Source organism: Paenibacillus sp. J22P169 (assembly GCF_059691995.1).
This window is the reverse complement of sequence record NZ_JCAUAO010000006.1, coordinates 222,536-243,842: the sequence shown is the minus strand read 5'-3', so window position 1 is coordinate 243,842 and position 21,307 is coordinate 222,536. Positions and strand designations below refer to the sequence as shown.

17 protein-coding genes are annotated in these 21,307 nt (G+C 46.8%); all 17 read left to right on the top strand.

Annotation, left to right across the window (positions count from 1 at the left end):
- Positions 1-427: 427 nt before the first annotated feature.
- Entirely contained in the window at positions 428-1,360 is a 933-nt protein-coding gene (locus tag AC58QG_RS25270; RefSeq protein WP_497364985.1) for an ABC transporter permease, read from the top strand.
- 18 nt (positions 1,361-1,378) lie between these two features.
- A complete protein-coding gene (locus tag AC58QG_RS25265) occupies positions 1,379-2,260 on the top strand; it encodes a carbohydrate ABC transporter permease (protein WP_497256339.1) in 882 nt (293 codons plus the stop codon).
- 149 nt (positions 2,261-2,409) lie between these two features.
- The gene (locus tag AC58QG_RS25260; protein ID WP_497364864.1) at positions 2,410-3,990 is read left to right on the top strand and encodes an extracellular solute-binding protein; all 1,581 of its coding nucleotides are present in this window, start codon (positions 2,410-2,412) and stop codon (positions 3,988-3,990) included.
- An 88-nt stretch (positions 3,991-4,078) separates the two neighbouring features.
- Positions 4,079-5,116 carry a response regulator transcription factor gene (locus tag AC58QG_RS25255; protein ID WP_497364863.1) on the top strand — a complete coding sequence of 346 codons (1,038 nt, stop codon included), beginning with the start codon at positions 4,079-4,081 and terminating at the stop codon, positions 5,114-5,116.
- Positions 5,116-6,969 (top strand): cache domain-containing sensor histidine kinase, encoded by a 1,854-nt coding sequence (locus AC58QG_RS25250; protein ID WP_497364862.1) that lies wholly within the window; start codon positions 5,116-5,118, stop codon positions 6,967-6,969. The genes AC58QG_RS25255 and AC58QG_RS25250 overlap by 1 nt, the downstream gene beginning before the upstream one ends.
- Before the next feature lie 139 nt (positions 6,970-7,108).
- The gene (locus AC58QG_RS25245) at positions 7,109-7,876 is read left to right on the top strand and encodes an SDR family NAD(P)-dependent oxidoreductase (protein WP_497364861.1); all 768 of its coding nucleotides are present in this window, start codon (positions 7,109-7,111) and stop codon (positions 7,874-7,876) included.
- A complete protein-coding gene (locus AC58QG_RS25240; RefSeq protein ID WP_497364860.1) occupies positions 7,873-9,942 on the top strand; it encodes a heparinase II/III domain-containing protein in 2,070 nt (689 codons plus the stop codon). The genes AC58QG_RS25245 and AC58QG_RS25240 overlap by 4 nt, the downstream gene beginning before the upstream one ends.
- An 80-nt stretch (positions 9,943-10,022) precedes the next feature.
- Complete coding sequence (locus tag AC58QG_RS25235; RefSeq protein ID WP_497364859.1) at positions 10,023-12,323, top strand: DUF4962 domain-containing protein; 2,301 nt, start codon at positions 10,023-10,025, stop codon at positions 12,321-12,323.
- A gap of 252 nt (positions 12,324-12,575) precedes the next feature.
- Complete coding sequence (locus AC58QG_RS25230; RefSeq protein ID WP_497364858.1) at positions 12,576-13,916, top strand: extracellular solute-binding protein; 1,341 nt, start codon at positions 12,576-12,578, stop codon at positions 13,914-13,916.
- Positions 13,917-14,017: 101 nt separating this feature from the next.
- Positions 14,018-14,908 carry a carbohydrate ABC transporter permease gene (locus AC58QG_RS25225; protein ID WP_497364857.1) on the top strand — a complete coding sequence of 297 codons (891 nt, stop codon included), beginning with the start codon at positions 14,018-14,020 and terminating at the stop codon, positions 14,906-14,908.
- Positions 14,909-14,925: 17 nt separating this feature from the next.
- Positions 14,926-15,807, top strand: a complete 882-nt coding sequence (locus AC58QG_RS25220; protein WP_497364856.1) for a carbohydrate ABC transporter permease — start codon at positions 14,926-14,928, stop codon at positions 15,805-15,807.
- Positions 15,808-15,889: 82 nt separating this feature from the next.
- A complete protein-coding gene (locus AC58QG_RS25215) occupies positions 15,890-17,728 on the top strand; it encodes a sensor histidine kinase (protein ID WP_497364855.1) in 1,839 nt (612 codons plus the stop codon).
- 9 nt (positions 17,729-17,737) lie between these two features.
- Complete coding sequence (locus AC58QG_RS25210; RefSeq protein WP_497364854.1) at positions 17,738-18,934, top strand: response regulator; 1,197 nt, start codon at positions 17,738-17,740, stop codon at positions 18,932-18,934.
- Positions 18,935-19,091: 157 nt separating this feature from the next.
- Positions 19,092-19,634 (top strand): C40 family peptidase, encoded by a 543-nt coding sequence (locus tag AC58QG_RS25205; RefSeq protein ID WP_497364853.1) that lies wholly within the window; start codon positions 19,092-19,094, stop codon positions 19,632-19,634.
- 78 nt (positions 19,635-19,712) lie between these two features.
- The gene (locus AC58QG_RS25200; RefSeq protein ID WP_497364852.1) at positions 19,713-20,111 is read left to right on the top strand and encodes a pyrophosphohydrolase domain-containing protein; all 399 of its coding nucleotides are present in this window, start codon (positions 19,713-19,715) and stop codon (positions 20,109-20,111) included.
- A gap of 12 nt (positions 20,112-20,123) precedes the next feature.
- On the top strand, positions 20,124-20,342 hold the full coding sequence (locus AC58QG_RS25195) for a helix-turn-helix domain-containing protein (protein ID WP_497364851.1): 219 nt from the start codon (positions 20,124-20,126) through the stop codon (positions 20,340-20,342).
- Between the two features lie 169 nt (positions 20,343-20,511).
- Positions 20,512-20,712 carry a cold-shock protein gene (locus AC58QG_RS25190; protein WP_028555213.1) on the top strand — a complete coding sequence of 67 codons (201 nt, stop codon included), beginning with the start codon at positions 20,512-20,514 and terminating at the stop codon, positions 20,710-20,712.
- Positions 20,713-21,307: the final 595 nt, after the last annotated feature.

Sequence of the window (21,307 nt, the reverse complement as noted above, 5' to 3'; positions counted from 1 at the left end):
TTCTGCGAGGGGGCAATTATATAATTTCTCTAGGAACCCGCGCATTAACTGTAAAAACTACAGCTAATCTTGCCACTTTTCCCACATCAGATAAACTAACTGGATTTCCTGTAGTTAATTTCACCAGATTTCGTTGAAGTGGCTGATTTCAGCTATTTTAGCTGTAGGTTTTCCAGCTAATCAGCAAATTTCGGCTGATTCGACGAGATTAGTTGGAGTTTTTCCAGTTAAACTCAACGGGTGGGGACCGAGGGTGGTAGGACCTGTTCTGTCCCTCGCAGCCCCAAAAACCTAAAAAAAACACAAGTGAGTGAAAAGCCATTCCATAGTTGAAAGCGCTATATCAGGGTACGATAGACCTATAACATCGACGAAGATAAGTGAGGGGGGCCAGAGGATGGCGGTCAACGCACAAGCGGTAAAGCAAATGAATCAGCGTGCGCAGGTGAGTAAGGGTAAGGCCTTGCTGCGAACGTTTTGGAAGTATAGGGCACTATATCTAATATCGCTGCCGGGCATTATTTATTTTATTATTTTCAAGTACGTACCATTATTAGGCTCTGTTATTGCATTTCAGGATTACAACATTTTCGATGGCTTCACAGGCAGCAAATGGGTAGGTCTTGAACATTTTACACGGATGTTTGCACACTATGACTTTATCAATATTTTGAAGAATACAGTACTCATCGGTGTTTATGATTTGCTGCTAGGGTTTCCAGCGCCAATCATTCTCGCCTTACTATTAAACGAACTTCGCCTAGTGGTGTACAAGCGTGTGCTTCAAACGGTCGTATACATGCCTCACTTCCTGTCCTGGGTTATCGTGAGCGGGATCGCAATTGGCATTCTTTCACCGTCTACGGGGGCTGTCAACCACTTCATTACTTGGTTAGGCTTTGAACCTATTTATTTCTTAGGTGAAGAATCATGGATTCGTACCGTGCTAATTTCTTCGGGAATTTGGCGGGATTCCGGGTATGGAACCATCATTTACTTAGCGGCTTTAGCTGGGATTAATCCCGATTTATATGAAGCGTCTGAGGTGGATGGCGCTAACCGTTGGAGACAAACAATTTCGATTACGCTCCCATCGTTGCTGCCTACGATCATGATTCTATTCCTGCTTCATATTGGTAAATTCTTAGATTTCGGCTTCGAACGTGTTTTCGTGTTCTTGAATCCGCTAAACAAAAATAACGGTGAAATTCTAGATACGTACATCTATACCCAAGGATTACTATCTCAACAATTTAGTTATACAACTGCGATTGGTCTTTTCAAAGCCGTAGTAGGCGTGATCTTTATCGTAACAGGTAATGTTCTAAGCAAAAAAACAACGGGTGAAAGCTTGTACTAAGACGGAGGTGAACGCTATATGAATCGCAAGCCGACAGCCGGCTGGCAAATGTTCAACGGCTTCAATATATTATTTCTTTCTCTTTTATCGCTAGCGATGCTCCTGCCGTTCTTAAACGTGCTGGCTCAATCGTTCAGTTCCTCGGAAGCTATTGTCAATGGGAAGGTATTGTTCTGGCCTGTTGAATTTACATCAATCAACTATCAATATGTATTTAGTGATGCGGCAATCTGGCGTTCTTTCGGAGTAACGGTGTATATTACGGTGTTGGGTACACTAATCAATCTGATTGCAACCGCCTCACTGGCTTATCCGGTGTCGCGCCCTGAGTATGCTGGCCGTAATGCTGTCGTAATTATGGTTTTGATTACGATGGTCTTCACAGCGCCACTCATTCCTAACTTTATTTTGATGAAAAATTTACACCTGACCAATTCACTTTGGGCCTTAATGATTCCAGGTGCGATCAGCGCCTTTAACTTCTTCATTATGCGGTCGTTTTTCATGCAAATTCCGAGTGAATTGATTGATTCCGGACGTATCGACGGATGTTCTGAGCTTAGAATGATCTGGAACATTGTGCTGCCTCTATCCAAACCGGTTATGGCTTCTCTAGGGATTTTCTATGCGGTCAGCCACTGGAATACGTATCAAAGCGCATTGTACTACGTAAATAAGCCGGCCCTTTGGCCACTTCAAGTCAAGCTGCGTCAATTGATTGTATCCGAGGATATTAGTATCGATCCGAATGCCGCTCAATTCAGCGGGCTTGCCCATATGGACCCAGAGGGTATTAAAATGGCTACCATTATCATTGCGACGCTTCCGATTATTATCATCTACCCATTCTTACAGCGTCATTTCGTCAAAGGTATGATGGTTGGATCGGTGAAGTCCTAGACATAATCTGCTTGAAATGATCAATATTTACAAAATTCTAAAAAAAAGACAATCCAAACTAAAGACAGTCCATATCAGTGAATTGTAAACGCTTTTACAATGAGAGCAGGAAGTGTTCATAACTTAGTGAGATGAAAAGAGGGGTAGAAATGAAAAAATGGATTCCGGTCACAATGGCTACCGTTTTAATGGCTTCCATGTTGGCTGCTTGCGGCGCGAAAACAGATGATCAACCTGCATCAAGCGCAGCTGGCGCAGCAAGTGCTAAACCTGCAGAAAAAACGAAATTCTCCATCTCCATGCGTACACTAGCATTCGGACATGTTGAGAAATCGCCTGATATCAATCAAGACAAATGGGTGAAGAAGCTTGAAGAGCTAACGAACTCAGATATGAATATCGTGCTTGTTCCACACAAAGAATATGAACAGAAAATGATCCAAATGTTTGCAACGAACGACATTCCTGATGTTGTTCAGGCTAATGGCGGTGTAAACGGTAAAGAAATGGCAGGTTCCGTGAAAGCTGGCGTGTTCATGCCGCTTGATGATTTGCTTAAGAAACACGGTCAGAATTTGCTGAAAAAAGTGCCTAAAGAAGCTTGGGATAAAGTGACGTATCAAGGTAAAATTTTCGCGATTCCTGAATACTTGTCCAACCCATCCCGCCGTGCGATCTTCGTTCGTAAAGACTTGCTGGACAAAGCAGGCCTAGGCGTTCCGAAAACGGTTGATGAGTACATGAAAGTACTTCGCAAGTTCAAGGAAATGGGCGTAGAGAACCCTTATATGGGTCGTGAGAACTTCAAGTACGCTGATTCCTTCTTCGGTGCTTATGACGTCTACCCTTACTTGTCCATGTTTGAGAAGTCAGGCGATCAAGTATTGCCGAAATTCTATGATACAGAAAATATGATGAAAGCTCTTCAAACGTACAAAACGATGTTTGACGAAGGCTTGATCAATAAAGAATTCGCAACGATCAACGCAACAGTGTTCAAGAACACGATTCTTGCTGGTAAAGCGGGTATGTGGTCCATGAACGCGAATGAAATGCTGCAATGGGAAACACAGTTGAAAGCTAACGTGCCAGCAGGTGACATCGAGATCATTTCCGCACCAACAGGACCAGATGGCAAAGGTGGTCACTACCTGTATGGAGCAGCACCGCGCGCTTATTTCATTAACAAAAATGTGAAAAATGCTGAGCAAATCATCAAATTCTTCGACTGGATGATGTCTCCTGAAGCAGAGAAATTCTTCACATTCGGTATTGCAGGCGACACGTACACAGAAAAAGATGGCAAAATCGAGTACAAACAGCCAACCGATACGGCAGCTGTAGATGAAGAGCGCTACCGTCAATCCTTCTTGTGGATGGTTCAAGATACAACTTATAATAAAGGGACACTTGGCTTGACTGATGAAGGTAAGAAGTTGATGAATATTTTCGATACAACTTTGAAAAATGAAGGCCGCGATGGCATCGAATTCGAACCTCGTTTGGACTCATTAGCAAAGAATCCTGACATTGCACCTATTTCTGACCAAGCACCTCCTGTACTTCTTCAACACATGGTTAAAATGGTTTACGGAAAAGAACCGATTTCCGACTGGCCGAAAGTGTTGGAAGAGTGGAAGTCCAAAGGTGGAAATGATGTAATCAAGGAAGCAAATGAGAAATTTAATAGCAAAGATTCTGGTACGACTGTGTCGATGCCAAGAAAATAAGCTCAGCTCCTGAGCATGCCGCCTCCTCACGTACCCAACGGTACGTGGGGAGCGTGCATTTCATCAGGTTTTGAAAGGAGAGTTCCCCATGTACCGCATACTCATTGTCGATGACGAACCGATGATACGCCGAGGATTACAGAAGCTTGTGGAACAATCGGAGCTGCCCATTGAAAGCTTGCGAACGGCTGAGAATGGTGTTGTCGCAATGCAGCGGATTCAGGAGGAACGACCTGATTTTCTATTCACAGATATACGGATGCCGAAGATGGATGGTCTCGAGCTTTGCGCTCAAATTGCCCAGATGGATGCCGACATTCAAGTGGTCGTCATTTCCGGTTATGGGGATTTCGAATATGCGCAGAAGTGCGTGTCTTACGGCGTGAAAGAATATTTACTAAAGCCGGTCAACATTAAGGGATTTAAGCAGGTGTTGGAGAAGCTCATTGTGAACAAAAGCAAGGTAAGTTCGGAGTCCTTTGTCGCCGTTACCAAGCTGGAAGGCTGGGCTACTCGTCTTGAACAAGCCGTGTGGATGCTGCAGCAAGAGGAGCTTGAACGTGTTTTAGAGGAGATCCAATCTGAGCTGGGCACCTATAAATTAAAGCTTAACCGCGTCAGTGATATTGTGCAGGAAATCTATACACTTGTGCATGGGCGGCTTACCGTTCGTGATGTGTATGTGATTCAGGAAGAGTTGAAGATTTCCGCTTCGCTAAGCGAGGAGGATGTGTGGCTGTGGTTTACGACAGCTGTGAATGGTCTGCTGCAAGAGCTCAAGAGCAAGCGTAAAGGCAAGCAAAAGGATCCTGTTGAAGAAGCGAAGCAGTACATGGAGAAGCATCTGGCTGAAGAAGTTTCTTTAGAAGAAGTAGCTGAATTCATTGGGTTGAACCCTTCTTACTTTAGCCAATTATTTAAGCAAAATACACAAGAAACCTTCGTTCAGTATCGGACACGTCGCCGTATGGAAAAGGCGAAGAAGCTGCTGCAACAGCCGCATTGGCGCATTACTGATATTTCCGGTGAGGTTGGGTATGCGGATCATCCGCATTTTACAAAAACATTTAAAAAGTATGAAGGCTGTCTGCCCTCGGAATACCGTCACCGAATGGGGATCCGTTAATGAAGAGAAAGTCGCTCTCGCGTCAAATTTATGCGTATTTTCTCATCGTTATTGTGCTCTCGTTGGTGTCTGTTGGGGCTGTTTCCTACTGGCAATCTTCGCGAGCGCTGGATGATCAAGTGAAGCAATATATGGAGCAGATGGTCGATAGTGCGAACTATCAAACGGATAGCTATTTACAGGCGTATGAGCTGCTCAGCAATGCCTTTTCGTCAAATTCCGACGTGCGAGCGTTCATGGAAATTAAGCCGGATGATTCGTATGAGTATTATGTGTATTCGGATAAAATCAAGGAATTCGCCCGTATTTCGGTCACGTCCATCATTACCTTATACAAACAGTTAAATATGGCCTATGTCGTAGGTCAGCATGGTCGATCGGTTATTTATGAGAACCAGAACTTGCTGAATTTTGATCCTGTGCTTGTGCGTGAGAAATACGAAAATTTGATGAAATCAACGCCTGGCGATGGCAAAATTGCGCTGCTCAACTTGAGTATCCGGCCTGTGGATCAAGGATCCGTTGTCACAATGGCTCGCAAGGTAAGAGGTCCTTCGTATGGGGATGCGAACCGTGGTGTCGTGGCTATTGAGATCAAGTTAGATGAACTTGCGAAGACTTGGGATCGGGTGAGCTTGGGGAAAGAGGGGTTTTTCTTCATCGTGGATGATGCGGGTAATTACATTTATCCGCGGACAATGAGTGAGCGCAAACCGAAAGACGAGCTTGCTTCTCAAGTGCTGTCGAGCGGTAATCAAACGTTTTTGTCCAAATACAATGGAGAAGAACGTATGTTTGTGTCTCGAAAGTCTGGTTACTCGGATTGGAATCTTGTTGCATCCATGCCCGTTGAGGAGCTTCGCCGTCCCGCTAATACCATTCGGACAACGACAATATTCGTGGGTCTCGTTACCTTGGCTGCTGCGCTTTGGCTTGCTTCACGATTTGGTCGCTCCATCATTAGGCCGATTCGGGATCTCAAAGACAGCATGAGGGAAACGGAGAAAGGGAACTGGCAGTATATCGAAGACGCAGGTCGAACAGATGAGATGGGTGGACTCATTCATAGTTACAACCTGATGGTAACGCGCTTGTCCGATATGATCGAGCGGGTATATGAGGCCGAGCTGGAACAGCAAAAGAATGCCCTGGAGCTTGGCGAATCCAAGCTTGAACGTCAGCGGGCGGAGTTTCAGTCCCTCCAGCTGCAAATTAACCCGCATTTCCTATATAACACGTTGGAAACGATTAACTGTTACGCCATTGTTCAAGATTCCGGTGAGATTACGGAAATGGTTGAAGCGATGGCTTTCATGCTCCGCTACTCCGTTCAGACCAACCTGGAGGAAATCACGGTTGCGAATGAGCTGAATCATGTGCGGAACTACATGATTATTTTGCAGCATCGAACGGAGCGGGAATTCGAGATTGACGTTGCGATCCCACCGAGCCTGCTGCTCGAGAAGATGGTTCGCTTGACGTTGCAGCCGTTGATTGAAAATATTTTTCAGCATGCTTTTCCGGATGGGGTGGAGGAGCATCACAAAATTCGTATTGATGCCCGCAAAGAGGGCGGCTTGTTCCAGGTCTTCATAGAGGACAATGGCACAGGCATGTTGCCGGAACGACTCGATGAACTGCGCAGGAAGCTGGAGGAGAACCGCTTGGCGGAGCCGGAAGAAGCGAGCACCGGGACCAAGCGTGGTGGTGGTATTGGTCTGATGAACGTCCACCGACGGATTCAAATGGTGTTTGGCGAAGCCTACGGGCTGTCCGTCGACAGCGAGTGGGGACGCGGCACCAGAGTCACGATGACGATGCCGGAGACGGTGCGGCCACGGCTGCGTGGGTGAGTGGTGACGCGGATGCAAAGAGCGGGAACACCTGATACCAATAGCGAAGTTCGTGTCCATTAGAACTACAGGTAGTTACGCTGCACTAGCAGCGATTCAAATAAAAATAATAGATTTACATCCATGGGAGGATATCACAATGAACATCAACTTAACAGGGAAAATTGCACTTGTAACAGGATCTAATGCAGGGATTGGGCGCGCGATTGCACTAGCTTTGGCTAGTAACGGTGCGAAAGTTGGCGTGAATTGTTTGAACAATGTAGCGCAAGGACAGGAAGTTGTTGCTGAAATCCAAGCATTGGGCGGGCAAGCGGTACTTGTACAAGCCGATGTAACGAATGTAGAGCAAATCGATAGACTTGTAACTGAAGTTGAGCAGGCGCTAGGCGGAACGATCGATATCCTTGTGAATAACGCAGGTCACCTCGTACAGCGTGTACCGAATGCTGACATGTTTGAAGAGATGTACGATCGCATCATGGATGTGAACTTGAAAAGCACGGTATTCGTGTCCAAACGAGTGCTTGCTGGCATGAAAGAGAAAGGCTGCGGTCGTATCATCAACATGACATCGGTTGCAGCTCATAACGGCGGCGGACCAGGATCCAGCATTTATGCTGCAAGTAAAGCAGCTGTGCTAACGTTCTCCAAAGGTCTTGCGAAGGAAGTTGCTGCTAGCGGCATCACAGTGAACAACGTATCTCCTGGTTTTATCGGCAATACCATGTTCCATGCGACATTCACAACAGATGCTGCGCGCCAAGCAACGATCAATGGCATTCCGTTACAACGTGAAGGAACACCGGATGATGTGGCGGGAGCAGTTCTATACCTTGCTTCCAATTTAGCTGCTTATGTAACAGGTGAAACGATCGAAATCAACGGCGGGATGATGATGCGATGATTACCGCGATTCCATTAGGCGCAAAAGTAGAGACAATGTCGTGGGCGGGTCAAACCGCCCAAAGGCTGAAAGAAGAAATCGACAGGCTGCAGCAAGCAGGCAGCCTGGTCATTCCTAAAGAACCTGGGGGTTGGTGGCACCAGTATGTTTGTCCACACCATCATACCGAACTGTTGTTCGACGAGAGTCGTGTAGATGCTTCAGAATTTCTATGCCCGCACGGTTGTGTGATCACAGGCGAAGCATATCGCGGTGCTTGGCTCGTGTTCAAGCATCAGTCCTTAGCGCGAGTGGCGTTGCAATCCGCTGCCGTTTATGCGGCACTGGGCAACGTATCCTATGCAGAGATTAGTAAACGCTTGCTTGTCGAGTACGCGGAGCAGTTCCCGCACTATCCGGTGCATCCGGAAGCGCAGAGCTGGATGCTGAAGGGACGCACGTTCCACCAAGCCCTAACCGAGGCGATTTGGTCTACCACATTGATACGCGCCTATCTGCTTCTTCGCGATGAGGGTATTACCTTTGATGCGAAGGAGCAAGTAGCGATTGACGTGTTCTTAGGTTTATTGGCGGGGAGTATGGAAGAGTACCGTCATATTTTAATTCATGAGCGGAATAATGCGGAGAACAACTATACCGCTTGGCTGAATGCGTCTTTATCTTGTGTATATGCGGCTCGAGGCGAGCAAGCTGCACTAGAAGCGCTAATTGAAGGCCAAGGCGGCTTCATTCATCATCTGTCCATCGGCGTGAAAGCCGATCAATTCGAATTCGAAGGAAGCACGTATTACCATGTATTCGTGCTTCGTGCATATCTCATCGCTGCCGAAATGGCGCAGCGATTCCATATTGATCTCTACGCCACGACTGGCGCAGAGGGGCAGTCCATGCGCGGCATGCTCGAAGCGTTGGCCGACTTGGCCGACGAGCAGGGCGCGTTGCCGGCCCTGCATGACGGGCCGCTTGCGCGGGGCCCTTACGCTCGCGAGATCGCCGAGATCGCTGAGCAGGGGCTCACGATCTACGGCATCGCGGGTCTCGCACCGGTGCTGCGCGAAGCGTACCGGCAGCTAGGCGCCGCCGGGGACGAGCAGCTGGAAGCGCTGCTCTATGGCGGAGGCGCTAACCGCGCTGCTGAGGCAGAGCCGCGCAGCTCGCGGCTCTGGCCGGATGCCGGCTTCGTCATAGGCCGCATGGCGGGGAACCCGCTGTCGTTCCTCGCCGATTTCGGCGAGCACGGCGGTTCCCATGGCCACTACGACAAGCTGCATCTTACGTTGATGCACAAGGATCAAACCTTGACGCCCGATCTCGGGATGGTGCCTTACGGCTCGTCCATGCGCAGATCGTGGTTCGCAGAGACAGCCAGCCACAACACCGTTTCGCTGGCTGGTCATTCTCAAGCGCCGCATGAAGGGCGCCTGAAACATCACGAAGCAACAGAAGCTTCGGTGTATGCGTGGATTCAATCGACAGAAGGCTATGAAGGCTGTACGATGAATCGCCATTTGCTGCTTACAAGTGAGTGGATGTTGGATTGGTTCCAAGTCGAGCTTGCCGGGGAACAACCACAAGCGATTGAATGGTGGATGCACCCAGTAGTAGCGATAGAGGCTAAGCAACAACCGCTTAGCCCAGAAGCTGCGTACAAGTTGCTTATTGCTGAGAAGGTGGGGGAAACAACCACACTCAAGGAGCAACAGCTGCCCATCGTTGGCCAATACGTACCGAATGAAGGTCTTGAAGCTAACAGAGCGGCACATCTTCAGGTTTCTTACAAGCTCAATGACTCTGATGCTGCCATTTTCCATTCCGCGCTTGTTCAGCCAGGCGACGAGGTCGTGGCCGTACAGACACCAGGCGATGCGATTGATCCTAGTCGCTCACTTACAGCGATGCTTCATCGCAGGAATGACTGTAAGGCGGATTTCATACATGTATATCGTGCGGGAAGTGCTGTTCAGCTTTCACAGAATACGGATAATGAGATCAGAATTACCGTGCCTGATCGGTCAGGTGCCTCTGTCCGCGTTCTAATGACAGATAAAGGATTACAAATCTTGTAATTTGTCACTCGGGAGACATACGCGACGCGCAGCAATGATGTTGAACTCACTACAGAACCCAGCCTGGAGGGGAAATTCCCATGACATTATCTCCACTTTACGAACCGCAGAGCGGTGTGTTAACCGTACAATACGAGCCGAATGAGAAGACGGTGTTGCTGGAAAACCCGCCACGCTTTACGTGGATTCCGGCACAGCTGGAGCATGATCGTTACGTGCTGCAGATTGCGCAATCGGAGTATTTCTCGCCGGCAGAAACACAAACCATTCAACCCATTCCTTATAATTTATATACACCTGATGCGGCACTTGAGGCGGGAACATACTACTGGCGCTATGCGTTGCTCGAAGAAAATGGCGAGCAAACGGCATGGAGCTGCGTTCGCCGCTTCGAAGTACCGGCCGATTTGCCGGAAACACCACTGCCAAGCAGAGCTAAGCGTTACTCAGAGGTTTCAGCCCAGCATCCAAGATTATGGCTCCAAGCTTCCGAGGTAGAAGCCTTCCGCTCCGAATTAGCGAGTGATTCAAACTACTGCGAATTCAATGTATTCTTTGAGAAGTCTGTTAGACCATGGATCGAACGAGACCTCATTGCGGAGCCGCTTCATTACCCAGGAAATAAGCGAGTAGCCAAGCTGTGGCGTCAAATGTATATGGACACGCAAGAAGCAGTCTATGCGGTGCGTCATCTTGCCGTAGCCGGTCAGCTTTTAAATGACGAAACCTTATTAAATCGTGCCAAAACTTGGTTGCTCCACATCTGTACGTGGGACATTAGAGGCACGACAAGCCGCGACTATAACGATGAAGCTTCTTTCCGAATGGCGGGAGCAATCGCTTGGGGCTATGACTGGCTCTATAACCAACTATCTGAAGATGAACGCAAGCAAATTCGCCACGTTCTTCTCGAACGTACACGTCAAATCGCGCAGCACGTCATTGAGCACTCCAAAATCCATCACGTACCGTTCGATAGCCATGCCGTGCGATCCTTATCCAGCGTTCTTGTGCCTTGCTGTATTGTGCTTTTGCAGGAAGAGCCGGAAGTACAAGAGTGGTTAGACTATACACTTGAATATTACGCTTGTCTGTACTCGCCATGGGGCGGACCGGACGGAGGCTGGGCTGAAGGTCCTATGTATTGGACGACGGGAATGGCGTTTGTCACGGAAGCGATGAATTTGCTGAAGAAATATACAGGCATTAACTTTTATAAACGACCATTTTTCGCTAAAACAGGCGATTTCCCGCTCTATGCGTTCAGTCCAGATACCCTACGCGCAAGCTTTGGCGATCAGTCGACATTGGGGGATCCCGTCAGTCTGAAAACAGGCTTCAACATCCGTCAATTTGCCGGTGTTACTGGGAACGGTTTGTATCAGTGGTATTTCGAGCGTGTCCGTGAAATCGATACTGATTCGGAAATGAAGTTTTACAACTATGGTTGGTGGGACTTCCGATTCGATGAAATGGTGTACCGTCACGACTTTCCGCAGGTTGAAGCAATCGCACCTACAGATGCGAACATTCAGTCCGTCAAATGGTTCCGAGACATCGACTGGGTAGCCTTCCATTCCAATATGGCGGACCCCGAACGTCACATCATGCTCCTCACGAAGAGCAGCAAATATGGCTCTGTCAGCCATAGTCATGGTGACCAGAATGGCTTCTTGCTGCATGCCTATGGTGAGCCGTTGGCTATCGAGAGCGGCTACTATGTAGCGTTTAGCTCCACCATGCATATGAATTGGCGCAGGCAGACGCGATCGACGAATAACATCTTGATCGACGGTCTAGGCCAATATGCGGAGAAAAATAAAGTGCTGAATATGGCGGCCAATGGGTTCGTTGAGATTGCCGAACAACGCAAGGGTTACGGGTATTCCCGTGCTAACGCAACCGCGGCATACCAAGAATACGTACCGTATTTGGAACGGTATGTCCGGGAGCTGTACTTCTTCGGTACTTACGTTGTGGTCGTCGATCATATAGATCTCACACAAGAGGGCACTGTTGACTGGCTGTTCCAGACGTTGTATGAAATGAAGCTGAATGGACAAACGTTCAAGGTCCAAGGCCGTAAAGCGGATATGGATGGTCGTTTCGTCTACTGCTCGTCAGGTGAACTAGCACTTTCACAGCATCAAAGCTTCACCGACATTGATCAATCTGAGATCGAAGGGTTACCGCCGCATTATCATTTGAAGGCAACCACGCAATCAGCTCGCAGCCACCGCATCGCGACGCTTCTTGTGCCGATCAAGCACGGCGAACCGAAATATGTGTCGTATTTTATGGATGATCAAGGCTTTGACGTCCATATCTATTTCACCGAAGACGGGATTACGAACCGTGTAGAGGTACCAAAGGCCTACTAAAATACCCATTCTAACCAAGTGATTCCAAGTCAGCGTGAGCTGAGGAGGGATCGCTTTTTCGTGTCTTTTTACCTGGAATAGGGATCGTAGTATGGTGTAACTCATAAAAAAACAACCACTTGGGAAGGTTATTTGAGTAGATAAATCTATAGAAATCAAACATCATACCTAAAGTTCACGCATTGTAAGGGGTGCCAATTACACGGCATAATAGGAACATAAAGACATTCACTCAAACGAGGGGGATTTACATTGGTGAAAAAGTATAAGTCACTACAAGTCATTGCAGCAAGCTTGCTAGCCATTAGTTTAACAGCGTGTGGTTCAGGTGGAGATAGCAAGAGTACAACTTCACCAGCAGCAGGAGCGACAACGGCGCCAGCGACAGGGAAGAACATTACTATCACGTTCCAAAACATATATCCGGATCCTACTGATCCGAAAAACGGTATGTTGAAGAAAATCGTAAACGACTATCAAACAAAAAATCCAAACATCAAGATCGAACTTGATTCCTTGAACACGGATCAACAAAAACTTAAATTGAAAACACAAGCAGCTTCCAAAGAAGTTCCTGACATCACTGTCGTGAACCCAGCAGCTCAAATGCAACCATTCGTTGATGCAGGCCTATTCGCTCCTTTGAATGACATGGTTGAGCAAAACGGACTTAAAGGTACATTCCAAGAAGGTATCCTAAACTGGTATACATTCAACAACAACATCTATGCATTGCCGGATGGTAACAACATTGCTGTTGTTTACTACAACAAAGACTTGTTCAAACAAGCTGGCGTTGAAGTACCAAAAACATTCGAAGATATGGTTGCAGCTGTTAAAACATTGAAAAGCAAAGGCATTCAGCCAATGGCGATCGGTGAAAAAGATTCATGGACAGGTTCCTTCTTATTCATGAACGTATTGCTTCGCACGAACGGCGGTCCTGGATTCTTGCAAGCCGTTGTAGACGGAAAGAAAACATTCAATGATCCAGCATTCACAGATGCAGTAAGCTCTTTCCAAGACTTGGTTCAAGCTGGTGCATTCCAAGAAGGCGCAACATCATTTGACTACAATGCTGGTGAGAACTTGTTCAAAACAGGTAAAGCAGCTATGTACTTCATGGGTAGCTGGGCAACTGGCGGTATCGAAACATCTTCCGTTAACGGTAAAGTTGGCGTATTCCAATTCCCAACTGTTAAAGGTAAAGGTAACCCAGATGAGTTCATGTTGGCTCCAGGTAGCGCATTCGCAATTTCCGCAAACAGCAAAAACTTGAAAGAAACTAAAGATTTCTTGAACTACTTCATGTTGAACTTCCCTAAAGAAGCTTTCGCAGTTAAAGGCGCTGTAGGTCTTGCACAAAAAGTTGATGGCGACTTCAAAGCTGCTGGATACTCTGATATGGCAATGGAAGTACTGGGATTGTTCAAGAAAGTTAAAGGCGGAGATCTTGCGTTCGATAACACAATGAACCCAGGAACAGCTCAAGGCCACTTAACAAGCATTCAAAACCTTTTCGTACAGAAGGCAGATCCAGCTGCTGTAGCGAAAGAGCACCAAACAGCTTATGACACAAACAAAAAGAAATAAATAAATAAATGTAGTAGCCCAATAGGGAATTTACCTGAAGTGCCTCGGAGGTGCTAAGGTAAGTTCCCCATGGGTATATCCCCATGAAGGAGGCGAGCCAAGTGAATGTGTTAAGAGTCTCCAAGTGGACGATTGCCATGTTTGTACTGCCCTGTTTGATCATTTATGTTGGTCTTGTGTTTGTACCTATTCTCGTGTCCATGTACAGTGGATTACTGGAATGGAACGGGATTGGCGCTTCGAAGTTCATAGGTTTAGAGAACTTCCGCACGATGCTTTTCCATGATCCTATTTTCTGGCCATCAGTGAAACGTACATTAATGTTTGCTGTATTTTCCATGTGTGAAATCCCGATTGCATTGGGTGTAGCCATTTTACTGAATCGTTTTATCAAAAAACCGAATTTTCTTGTTTCTGCGTACTTTTTACCGGTTATTTTATCAGTAGTTATCGTTGGACAATTGTGGAAGACCATTTACAATCCGGCATCAATGGGCGGTATGCTCAATCAAGTTCTAGATTTGCTCAACTTACATAGCTGGACGAGATCATGGTTAACGGATCCGAAAATTGCTATGTACTCCCTTTATTTTGTAGCCCTATGGCAGTACTTGGGTTATCACACATTAATCCAGTTTACTGGTATTCAGAACATTCCGGCTGATATTTATGAAGCTGCGCGTCTGGATGGAGCAGAAGGCCTTAAAGCCGACTGGTATATCACTTTCCCTATGAATATTCCGATTTTCAAAATATCGATCGTCCTTGCTTTTATCGGTTCCTTACAAGCATTCGACATGATTATGGTCATGACAGGCGGCGGCCCTGCACATGCAACGGATGTCATCTCCACTTTGATGTACAACAATTCCTTCCTTTCCCTAAAATATGGGTATGGAAGCGCGATTGCAGCCTTCTTGGTTGTGGTATGTCTCGTGGCAACCGTCATTATTAACTCAATATTCAATCGTCTAGAGAAAAAATATACGTAAGGAAGGGGAGTGTCACCATGTTAAACGCCAGGGATGTAGCTTCGGCTAAACCTGCCATCATCCGGAGACGCAAAAGCTTCTCTATCCTAAAAGCTGTTGTTATCGTGTTTCTATCTCTACTTGTGGTCACACAAGTTTATCCACTCCTGTGGTTGTTCATTTATTCACTCAAAACGAATGAGGAAATCCTGTCCGGGCGGTTCTTCTCACTGCCGCATGTGCTCCAATGGAGCAACTTCACGAATGCGATCAAGTCGGGACATTACTTCCAATACTTGAAGAACAGCCTCTTCGTTACCTTAATTACAATGGTATGTGTGCTCTTCTTGAGCTCCTTAACGGCCTTTGCCATTACCCGGTTCAAATGGAAGTATGGTCAGCTTGTCCTGGTCATCTTCCTCATCGGGATGATGGTTCCGATGCAGGCAACCTTGCTGCCGCTTATGATTATTTTTAAAAACATGCACATCTTGAACACGCATCTTTCGATCATTCTGCCTTATATCGCGTTTCAAACGCCGGTTGCGGTTTTCATCCTCAGCGGCTTTATGAAATCCATTCCGGCGGAGATTGAAGAGTCAGCTGTCGTGGATGGCGCAGGGATCTTTAAGATTTTCACGGGTATCATTCTTCCGATTTCAGTTCCTCCGATGATGACGGTATGTATTCTTACCTTTATCAACATCTGGAACGAGTACATTCTTGCAGCGACATTTATCTCGTCCGAGCGGCTTAAGACGCTTCCTTTCGGGGTGAACAGCTTCGTGAGTCAGTATTCCGTAAACTATGGAGCAATCGGCGCATTCCTTGTACTGGGTGCGTTGCCGGTTATTATCGTGTACTTCTTACTAGCGGATAAAATTACAAAAGGTATGGTAGCGGGAGCGGTGAAGGGTTAACTTCACCCCTCTCTTTTTTCGTTTTCAGAAATGGGTGTGGTAAAATAGCGAATACTGCCTGTCGAAAGGGGACCACACAAGCGTGAAACGGGGCCTTAATTCCATTCATAATCGGCTATTCTTGCTATTTATTACTTCAATGCTCGTACTCGTGCTGCTTGTTAGTGTGCTGTACTATCAAAAGACAACGCAAATTATACATAGTAAGATTAGTGATTTGGCGCAGAAAAATATCTCGCAAACCGTAGGTTTATTTGATTTGCTCTTACAGGGATACGATAGCATTACGAAATCGTTGAATAGTAACTATGAAATGCTTCGCTTAATTCAAGATCGCGATACCAATCTCGATGTGACTGCTAGTATTTTCAATGAGCGTACCATTACGAATATTTTGGGAGCGATCTATTATTCGCGTGATGATATCGTAGGCATTCATGTCATTACGAATGCAGGGAAAAACTATAATTACGAACGCGGCTTTGACAGTGTCATCAATACGGATTATGCAAACGCTGATTGGTACGAGAAGCTGCAGGATTCCTCTGGTGAGATGGTCTGGTTAGGTCTGGTGCAGGGCTCGGTGATTAACCAGTTCCAGCGAGATGCGCTATTCGTCTTTGGCAGGAAGCTGTACGACCTCACCGATCATCGCGTAATTGGCGTCATGCTGATCGAGACGAACCCGCAGCCGATCCTTGCTGCTCTTTCTAATGTAACGATTAGTCCGAATAGTCGGGTATACATCGTGGACCGAGAAAATCGAATGATTGCAACGACGGCGGAGGATAAAGCGTCGTTCCCTTCCTTCAGTGGGCTTCCTCGCCCGCAACAGAATGAGATCATTATTGATGATCGCACAGATCAATTAATTGTAGCGGCGAAAGCGAAAATGTCGGATTGGACCGTTTTTGGATTAACTCCTAAAGAAGACATCAATGCGGAAGTCGTCAAAACGAGGGAATACTTATATGTCGTCATCGTTGTCCTTATCATCCTTTCAACGGCTTTAGCGAGCCTAATTTCGCAGAACATTGCATCCCCGCTGAAGCTGCTGATCCGTGAGATGAAGCAAGTGGAGATGGGGAATTTCAAGGGTTCGGTGACGGTCAAATCCTTTGAAGAAATTAACTCGCTGGTGTCCTCCTTTAATCGCATGGTGAATCGGATGGATGAACTGATTGAACGCATTACGCTAGCTTCCATGAGTGAGAAGAATGCCGAACTGCAGGCACTGCAGTCTCAGGTGAACCCGCATTTCCTCTACAACACTTTGGATATGATTTATTGGATGCTGGATGAGCGAGAGAATGATCGCTTAGGCAGAGTCATTCTGGCGTTGTCTCATATGTTCCGGTACAGCAGTGACTGGCAGGAAGCGTCCAAAACAACGCTGCAGCAAGAGCTGGATCAGATGCGCCATTACATGACGATCATTGAGAACCGCTTGGAGGGCAGAGTGAGTACGGACATTCACATTGATTCGGAATGGCTCGATGTGGTTCTGCCCAAGATGACACTGCAGCCCATCATTGAGAATGCCGTCAAGTATGGCCTTGAGCCGTTGCGAGAGCTTGGTGTGCTTCGCGTGTTTGCTGAGGTGCATGAGCAAGAGCTGCATATCATTGTCTCCGATAATGGCGTGGGGATCGAAGAGAATCTTCTCCATCAGATGCAGGAAAGACTTGTAGAGGATGCTCGAATGATTGGTGATCCGTACACCAATAAAGCGGATGAAAATGCGGGTGAGTTAAAGCCCGTCCTGGACAGCAAGATGACGCGGAGAGGTATCGGTCTTACTAATGTACATCGTCGTATTGTGTTGCTGTTCGGGGAAGCCTATGGACTCCGGATACAAAGTGAAAAAGAGGTAGGAACTACGGTAATCATAGCGATGCCGCTTCCTCGTAAGGGGGTATAACAGACCAACATGGATATTCTTATCGTTGATGACGAAACCATTATTCTACAAGGCATTCAACGCACAATTCAGAATCGTTTTCCCGAGCACACGATCCATTTGGCTTCGAATGCGGAGCAAGCGATTAGTATTCTTCGCGGCCAGACGATTCATATTGTGCTAACGGACATTCTGATGCCGGGGATGACAGGTCTAGAGCTTATGAATATGTCGCGCAGTCGCCATCCTCATGTGAAGTGGGTCGTAATTTCCGCCTATTCGGAGTTTTCCTATGCGCAAGAAGCTGTACGCCTTGGTGCGAAAGACTATTTGCTGAAACCGATCGGCAAAGAAGTGCTGATTGAAATGATTAGGAAACTGAGCGAGGAGATCGCCCATGATACCGAACTGAGCGAGGAAGCGGAGCTGCTCAAAACGAATCGCAAATTTCTGCAGGAAGCTGTGTTCCAGCGCTGGGTGCAAGGGTTGGATACGGGGCGTATCGACATGGGGCCGTTTGTGGAGCAACACCCTTATTTCTACCTGATTATGGTCAAAATGGAGACTGATAAGGCCGTTTTCTTGGAAAATTTCATTATTGAAAACGTCCTATTGGAGCTGATTGAACGCTACGGAAAAGGCTTTGTGACCGTTCATGATAGCAAAAGCCTGTTAGGGCTCATCACCCCGCCAGAAGGAACAAGTATTTCACAGCTGATTGAAGAGCTTCGCAGTCATCTGATTAAATATTTAAAAGTACCTTTCCAGATCATGAGCACGGATCGAATCGAGCAGTTCCAATCCGTACCCGCGGAGGTACAGCGGATGCGGCAGGCGTCCACGACACAGGTTTATGAGCATCATGCCAGCGGCAGCGATCGTTCCGTTGAAGTTGCTCTTCAATACATGCGCACTCACTATCAAGACGACCTTTCACTAGAAAAAGTGGCGTCGATTGTGTATTTGAACCCTGTTTACTTTAGTCAGCTGTTTAAGCAGAAGACGGGTCAGGGCTTCAAGGAATTCGTAATTAGCCTGCGATTGGAGCAGGCGAAGCAGCTGCTGCTGAATCCTAAGATGAAGCTCGCAGACGTCGCTGAGCGCGTGGGTTACCAAGATATGAGGCATTTCTCCCAGGTATTTAAGAAGAAGTATAGCGTGACCCCGTCCGAGTTTCGGCAGGAACATACTGGCGATAAAGCGGATTCATTGGTGTCAAGAGATTGAGTCTCATTGAATTCTCATTGAATTCTCAGAATAGTGCCTACGATTAAGCGTGACGCGACTTTCCTCCTTTTTTGTTAAATATTAGGGCATTTGGTATGTGCTATGGTAGTAGCAGGTCCAACAAGCTCATATTTAATGCCAAAGGAGGAAATCAATCATGCTTTTTGTGAAGAAGAACCGCCTTAATCAATCAGTTGTAGGTCTAAGTCTTTCCTTGCTAGTCGCGGGAACTGCGTTGTTAAGCCCGCAGGCGGCCGCTGCTGCCACGACAACCACCCAATCAACCCTAGCTAGCGGAACAGTGACAGCAACGAGCATGTCTCGTGCAGACAGCATTATACGTACAGCCAAGTCGTACATCGGGAAAGTTTCCTATAGTTATGGTACGAGAAACACGAACCGTCTTATCTTAGACTGCTCCGCTTACACGCAGCTCGTATTTAGTAAGAATGGGATTTCACTGCCATGGGGTTCCAAAGCACAAGCGAAATTAGGGACTCGAGTTTCTAAGAAGACAAGCCTAAGCAAGGGTGACTTAGTGATGTTCAGCGTATCGACACCTGGCCGCATTAATCATGTGGGTATCTATATCGGCAATGGGCAGTTTATCAGTAACACTACGAGTTCCGGCGTTGTCATTCGTGAAATGAACTCCGGCTATTGGAAAGACCGTTTTATTATGGGACGTCATTTCAAATAGTCCTTCGGATATTGACCATAACTCCCTCCTAATGGTATATAGTAGAAAACTATAATTAGGTTAAGGGAGCTACATAAAATGACATTAAAGCTAGCCTTCGAAGCTGTGAAGAAGTTTCATGAGACGTTTGAGCATCCGGTGGGCGCATCACCGCAGCGCCTATCCGCTCAGCGTAAAGCCGCGCGTCTGGCATGGATGCAGGAAGAGCTGAATGAATTTGAAGAAGCAGCTACTTTAGAAGATGAAGTGGATGCGATGATCGATGAATTGTATTTTGTGCTGGGGACACTTGTTGAGATGGGTGTAGAGCCAGGACCGATTTTCGATATCGTACAGCATGCGAACATGTCCAAGGTATGGCCAGATGGTAAGGTTCACAAGAATGAAATGGGCAAAACCATCAAGCCGCCAGCCTGGGAAGACCCATTCGACAAAATTAGAACTGAAATTGATAGACAAAAAAATAAAGAAAGTTGAGGTGAGGCGATCGTGGCCTTCCATATTCGGCTCAAAGAGTTGCGGCAACAGCAAAATCTCACTTTACGTAAGCTCGGCGAGAAAGCGGGGATCAGCTACTCTATCTTAAATTCGATCGAAAATGGTCGAATCGTCCCGTCGAAAGATGTCGCATTAGCACTAGCTGTGGCGCTTAAAATTGAAGATAGAGAAGCCTTTGTAGCTTTAGCAATAAATCCCTCTCAGGTATAATTGCAATAGCTAATATTGTGTGGTACAGTATTAATAGTCTTAAAGGGAAAACCTGAATTGCGTATTGCAAAGGGTTATCATTTAAGTAAATGAAACCTTTTCCAATGTGTAATTTTTTTGTTCGAAACAAGAAAAAAGACATGTTAATAAAACTTTGGAGGTATTACCCATGGCAGTAGGAACAGTTAAATGGTTTAACGCAGAAAAAGGATTTGGATTTATCGAAGTTGAAGGTGGAAACGATGTATTCGTACATTTCTCCGCAATCACTGGCGAAGGTTTCAAATCTTTGGACGAAGGCCAACGCGTTGAGTTCAACGTAGTTCAAGGCAACCGCGGACCACAAGCTGAGAACGTTGTAAAACTGTAAGCTTCAGCTTGCAAATATAGCATTCTCTAGAAAGACCCTTAACTTTTAGTTAAGGGTCTTTCTTTTTGCGTTTAAGAGGCGTGAGGAATTTTTGTGGACAAATTTGTCTTATCAAGCTTACTGTATACTTTGAATTGATAACTTTGCGTGTATACATAGTCTCGTGCAAAGAGAGTAGATCATTCGTGGCGATGCTGTGGGTGCTCGCCGGACTCGTCCAAGCTGGAGGTGGCCATGATCGTGCTTCGCCTCGCTGACGTGGCTGTACATGATCTTCAGCATGGCGATGAGCGCCGTCTCCCTCCATGCCCTCAAGAGCTTCCCTGCTGACTATCGCGGGCAGCTGAAGGGCGTTGTGGCCGGTGGTTCATGCTGAACCCGAGAATCCCTTTCTTTTCACCGAAAGTATCACTTGGCGTGGCGGCTTGCCGATTGTCCAGACGTTGTCCGAGTTCTTGAGATTCGGAACATGCAGCCACATCCCGGTTGGTTAGGTCTTTACCCACAATGCCGTTCTACGGCTTCACAGCATCATTCGCGCTCGCAGGCTCGTACACGCACATACTGGCCTTTGGAGGGGTCTCGACAGCGCGTG

What these genes read in the sequence shown, in the direction of transcription:
- AC58QG_RS25205 (WP_497364853.1), top strand. Translation starts at nt 19,092, where the DNA reads ATGCTTTTTGTGAAGAAGAACCGCCTTAATCAATCAGTTGTAGGTCTA.
- AC58QG_RS25200 (WP_497364852.1), top strand. Translation starts at nt 19,713, where the DNA reads ATGACATTAAAGCTAGCCTTCGAAGCTGTGAAGAAGTTTCATGAGACG.
- AC58QG_RS25220 (WP_497364856.1), top strand. Translation starts at nt 14,926, where the DNA reads ATGTTAAACGCCAGGGATGTAGCTTCGGCTAAACCTGCCATCATCCGG.
- AC58QG_RS25190 (WP_028555213.1), top strand. Translation starts at nt 20,512, where the DNA reads ATGGCAGTAGGAACAGTTAAATGGTTTAACGCAGAAAAAGGATTTGGA.
- AC58QG_RS25270 (WP_497364985.1), top strand. Translation starts at nt 428, where the DNA reads ATGAATCAGCGTGCGCAGGTGAGTAAGGGTAAGGCCTTGCTGCGAACG.
- AC58QG_RS25255 (WP_497364863.1), top strand. Translation starts at nt 4,079, where the DNA reads ATGTACCGCATACTCATTGTCGATGACGAACCGATGATACGCCGAGGA.
- AC58QG_RS25245 (WP_497364861.1), top strand. Translation starts at nt 7,109, where the DNA reads ATGAACATCAACTTAACAGGGAAAATTGCACTTGTAACAGGATCTAAT.
- AC58QG_RS25235 (WP_497364859.1), top strand. Translation starts at nt 10,023, where the DNA reads ATGACATTATCTCCACTTTACGAACCGCAGAGCGGTGTGTTAACCGTA.
- AC58QG_RS25265 (WP_497256339.1), top strand. Translation starts at nt 1,379, where the DNA reads ATGAATCGCAAGCCGACAGCCGGCTGGCAAATGTTCAACGGCTTCAAT.
- AC58QG_RS25210 (WP_497364854.1), top strand. Translation starts at nt 17,738, where the DNA reads ATGGATATTCTTATCGTTGATGACGAAACCATTATTCTACAAGGCATT.
- AC58QG_RS25260 (WP_497364864.1), top strand. Translation starts at nt 2,410, where the DNA reads ATGAAAAAATGGATTCCGGTCACAATGGCTACCGTTTTAATGGCTTCC.
- AC58QG_RS25240 (WP_497364860.1), top strand. Translation starts at nt 7,873, where the DNA reads ATGATTACCGCGATTCCATTAGGCGCAAAAGTAGAGACAATGTCGTGG.
- AC58QG_RS25250 (WP_497364862.1), top strand. Translation starts at nt 5,116, where the DNA reads ATGAAGAGAAAGTCGCTCTCGCGTCAAATTTATGCGTATTTTCTCATC.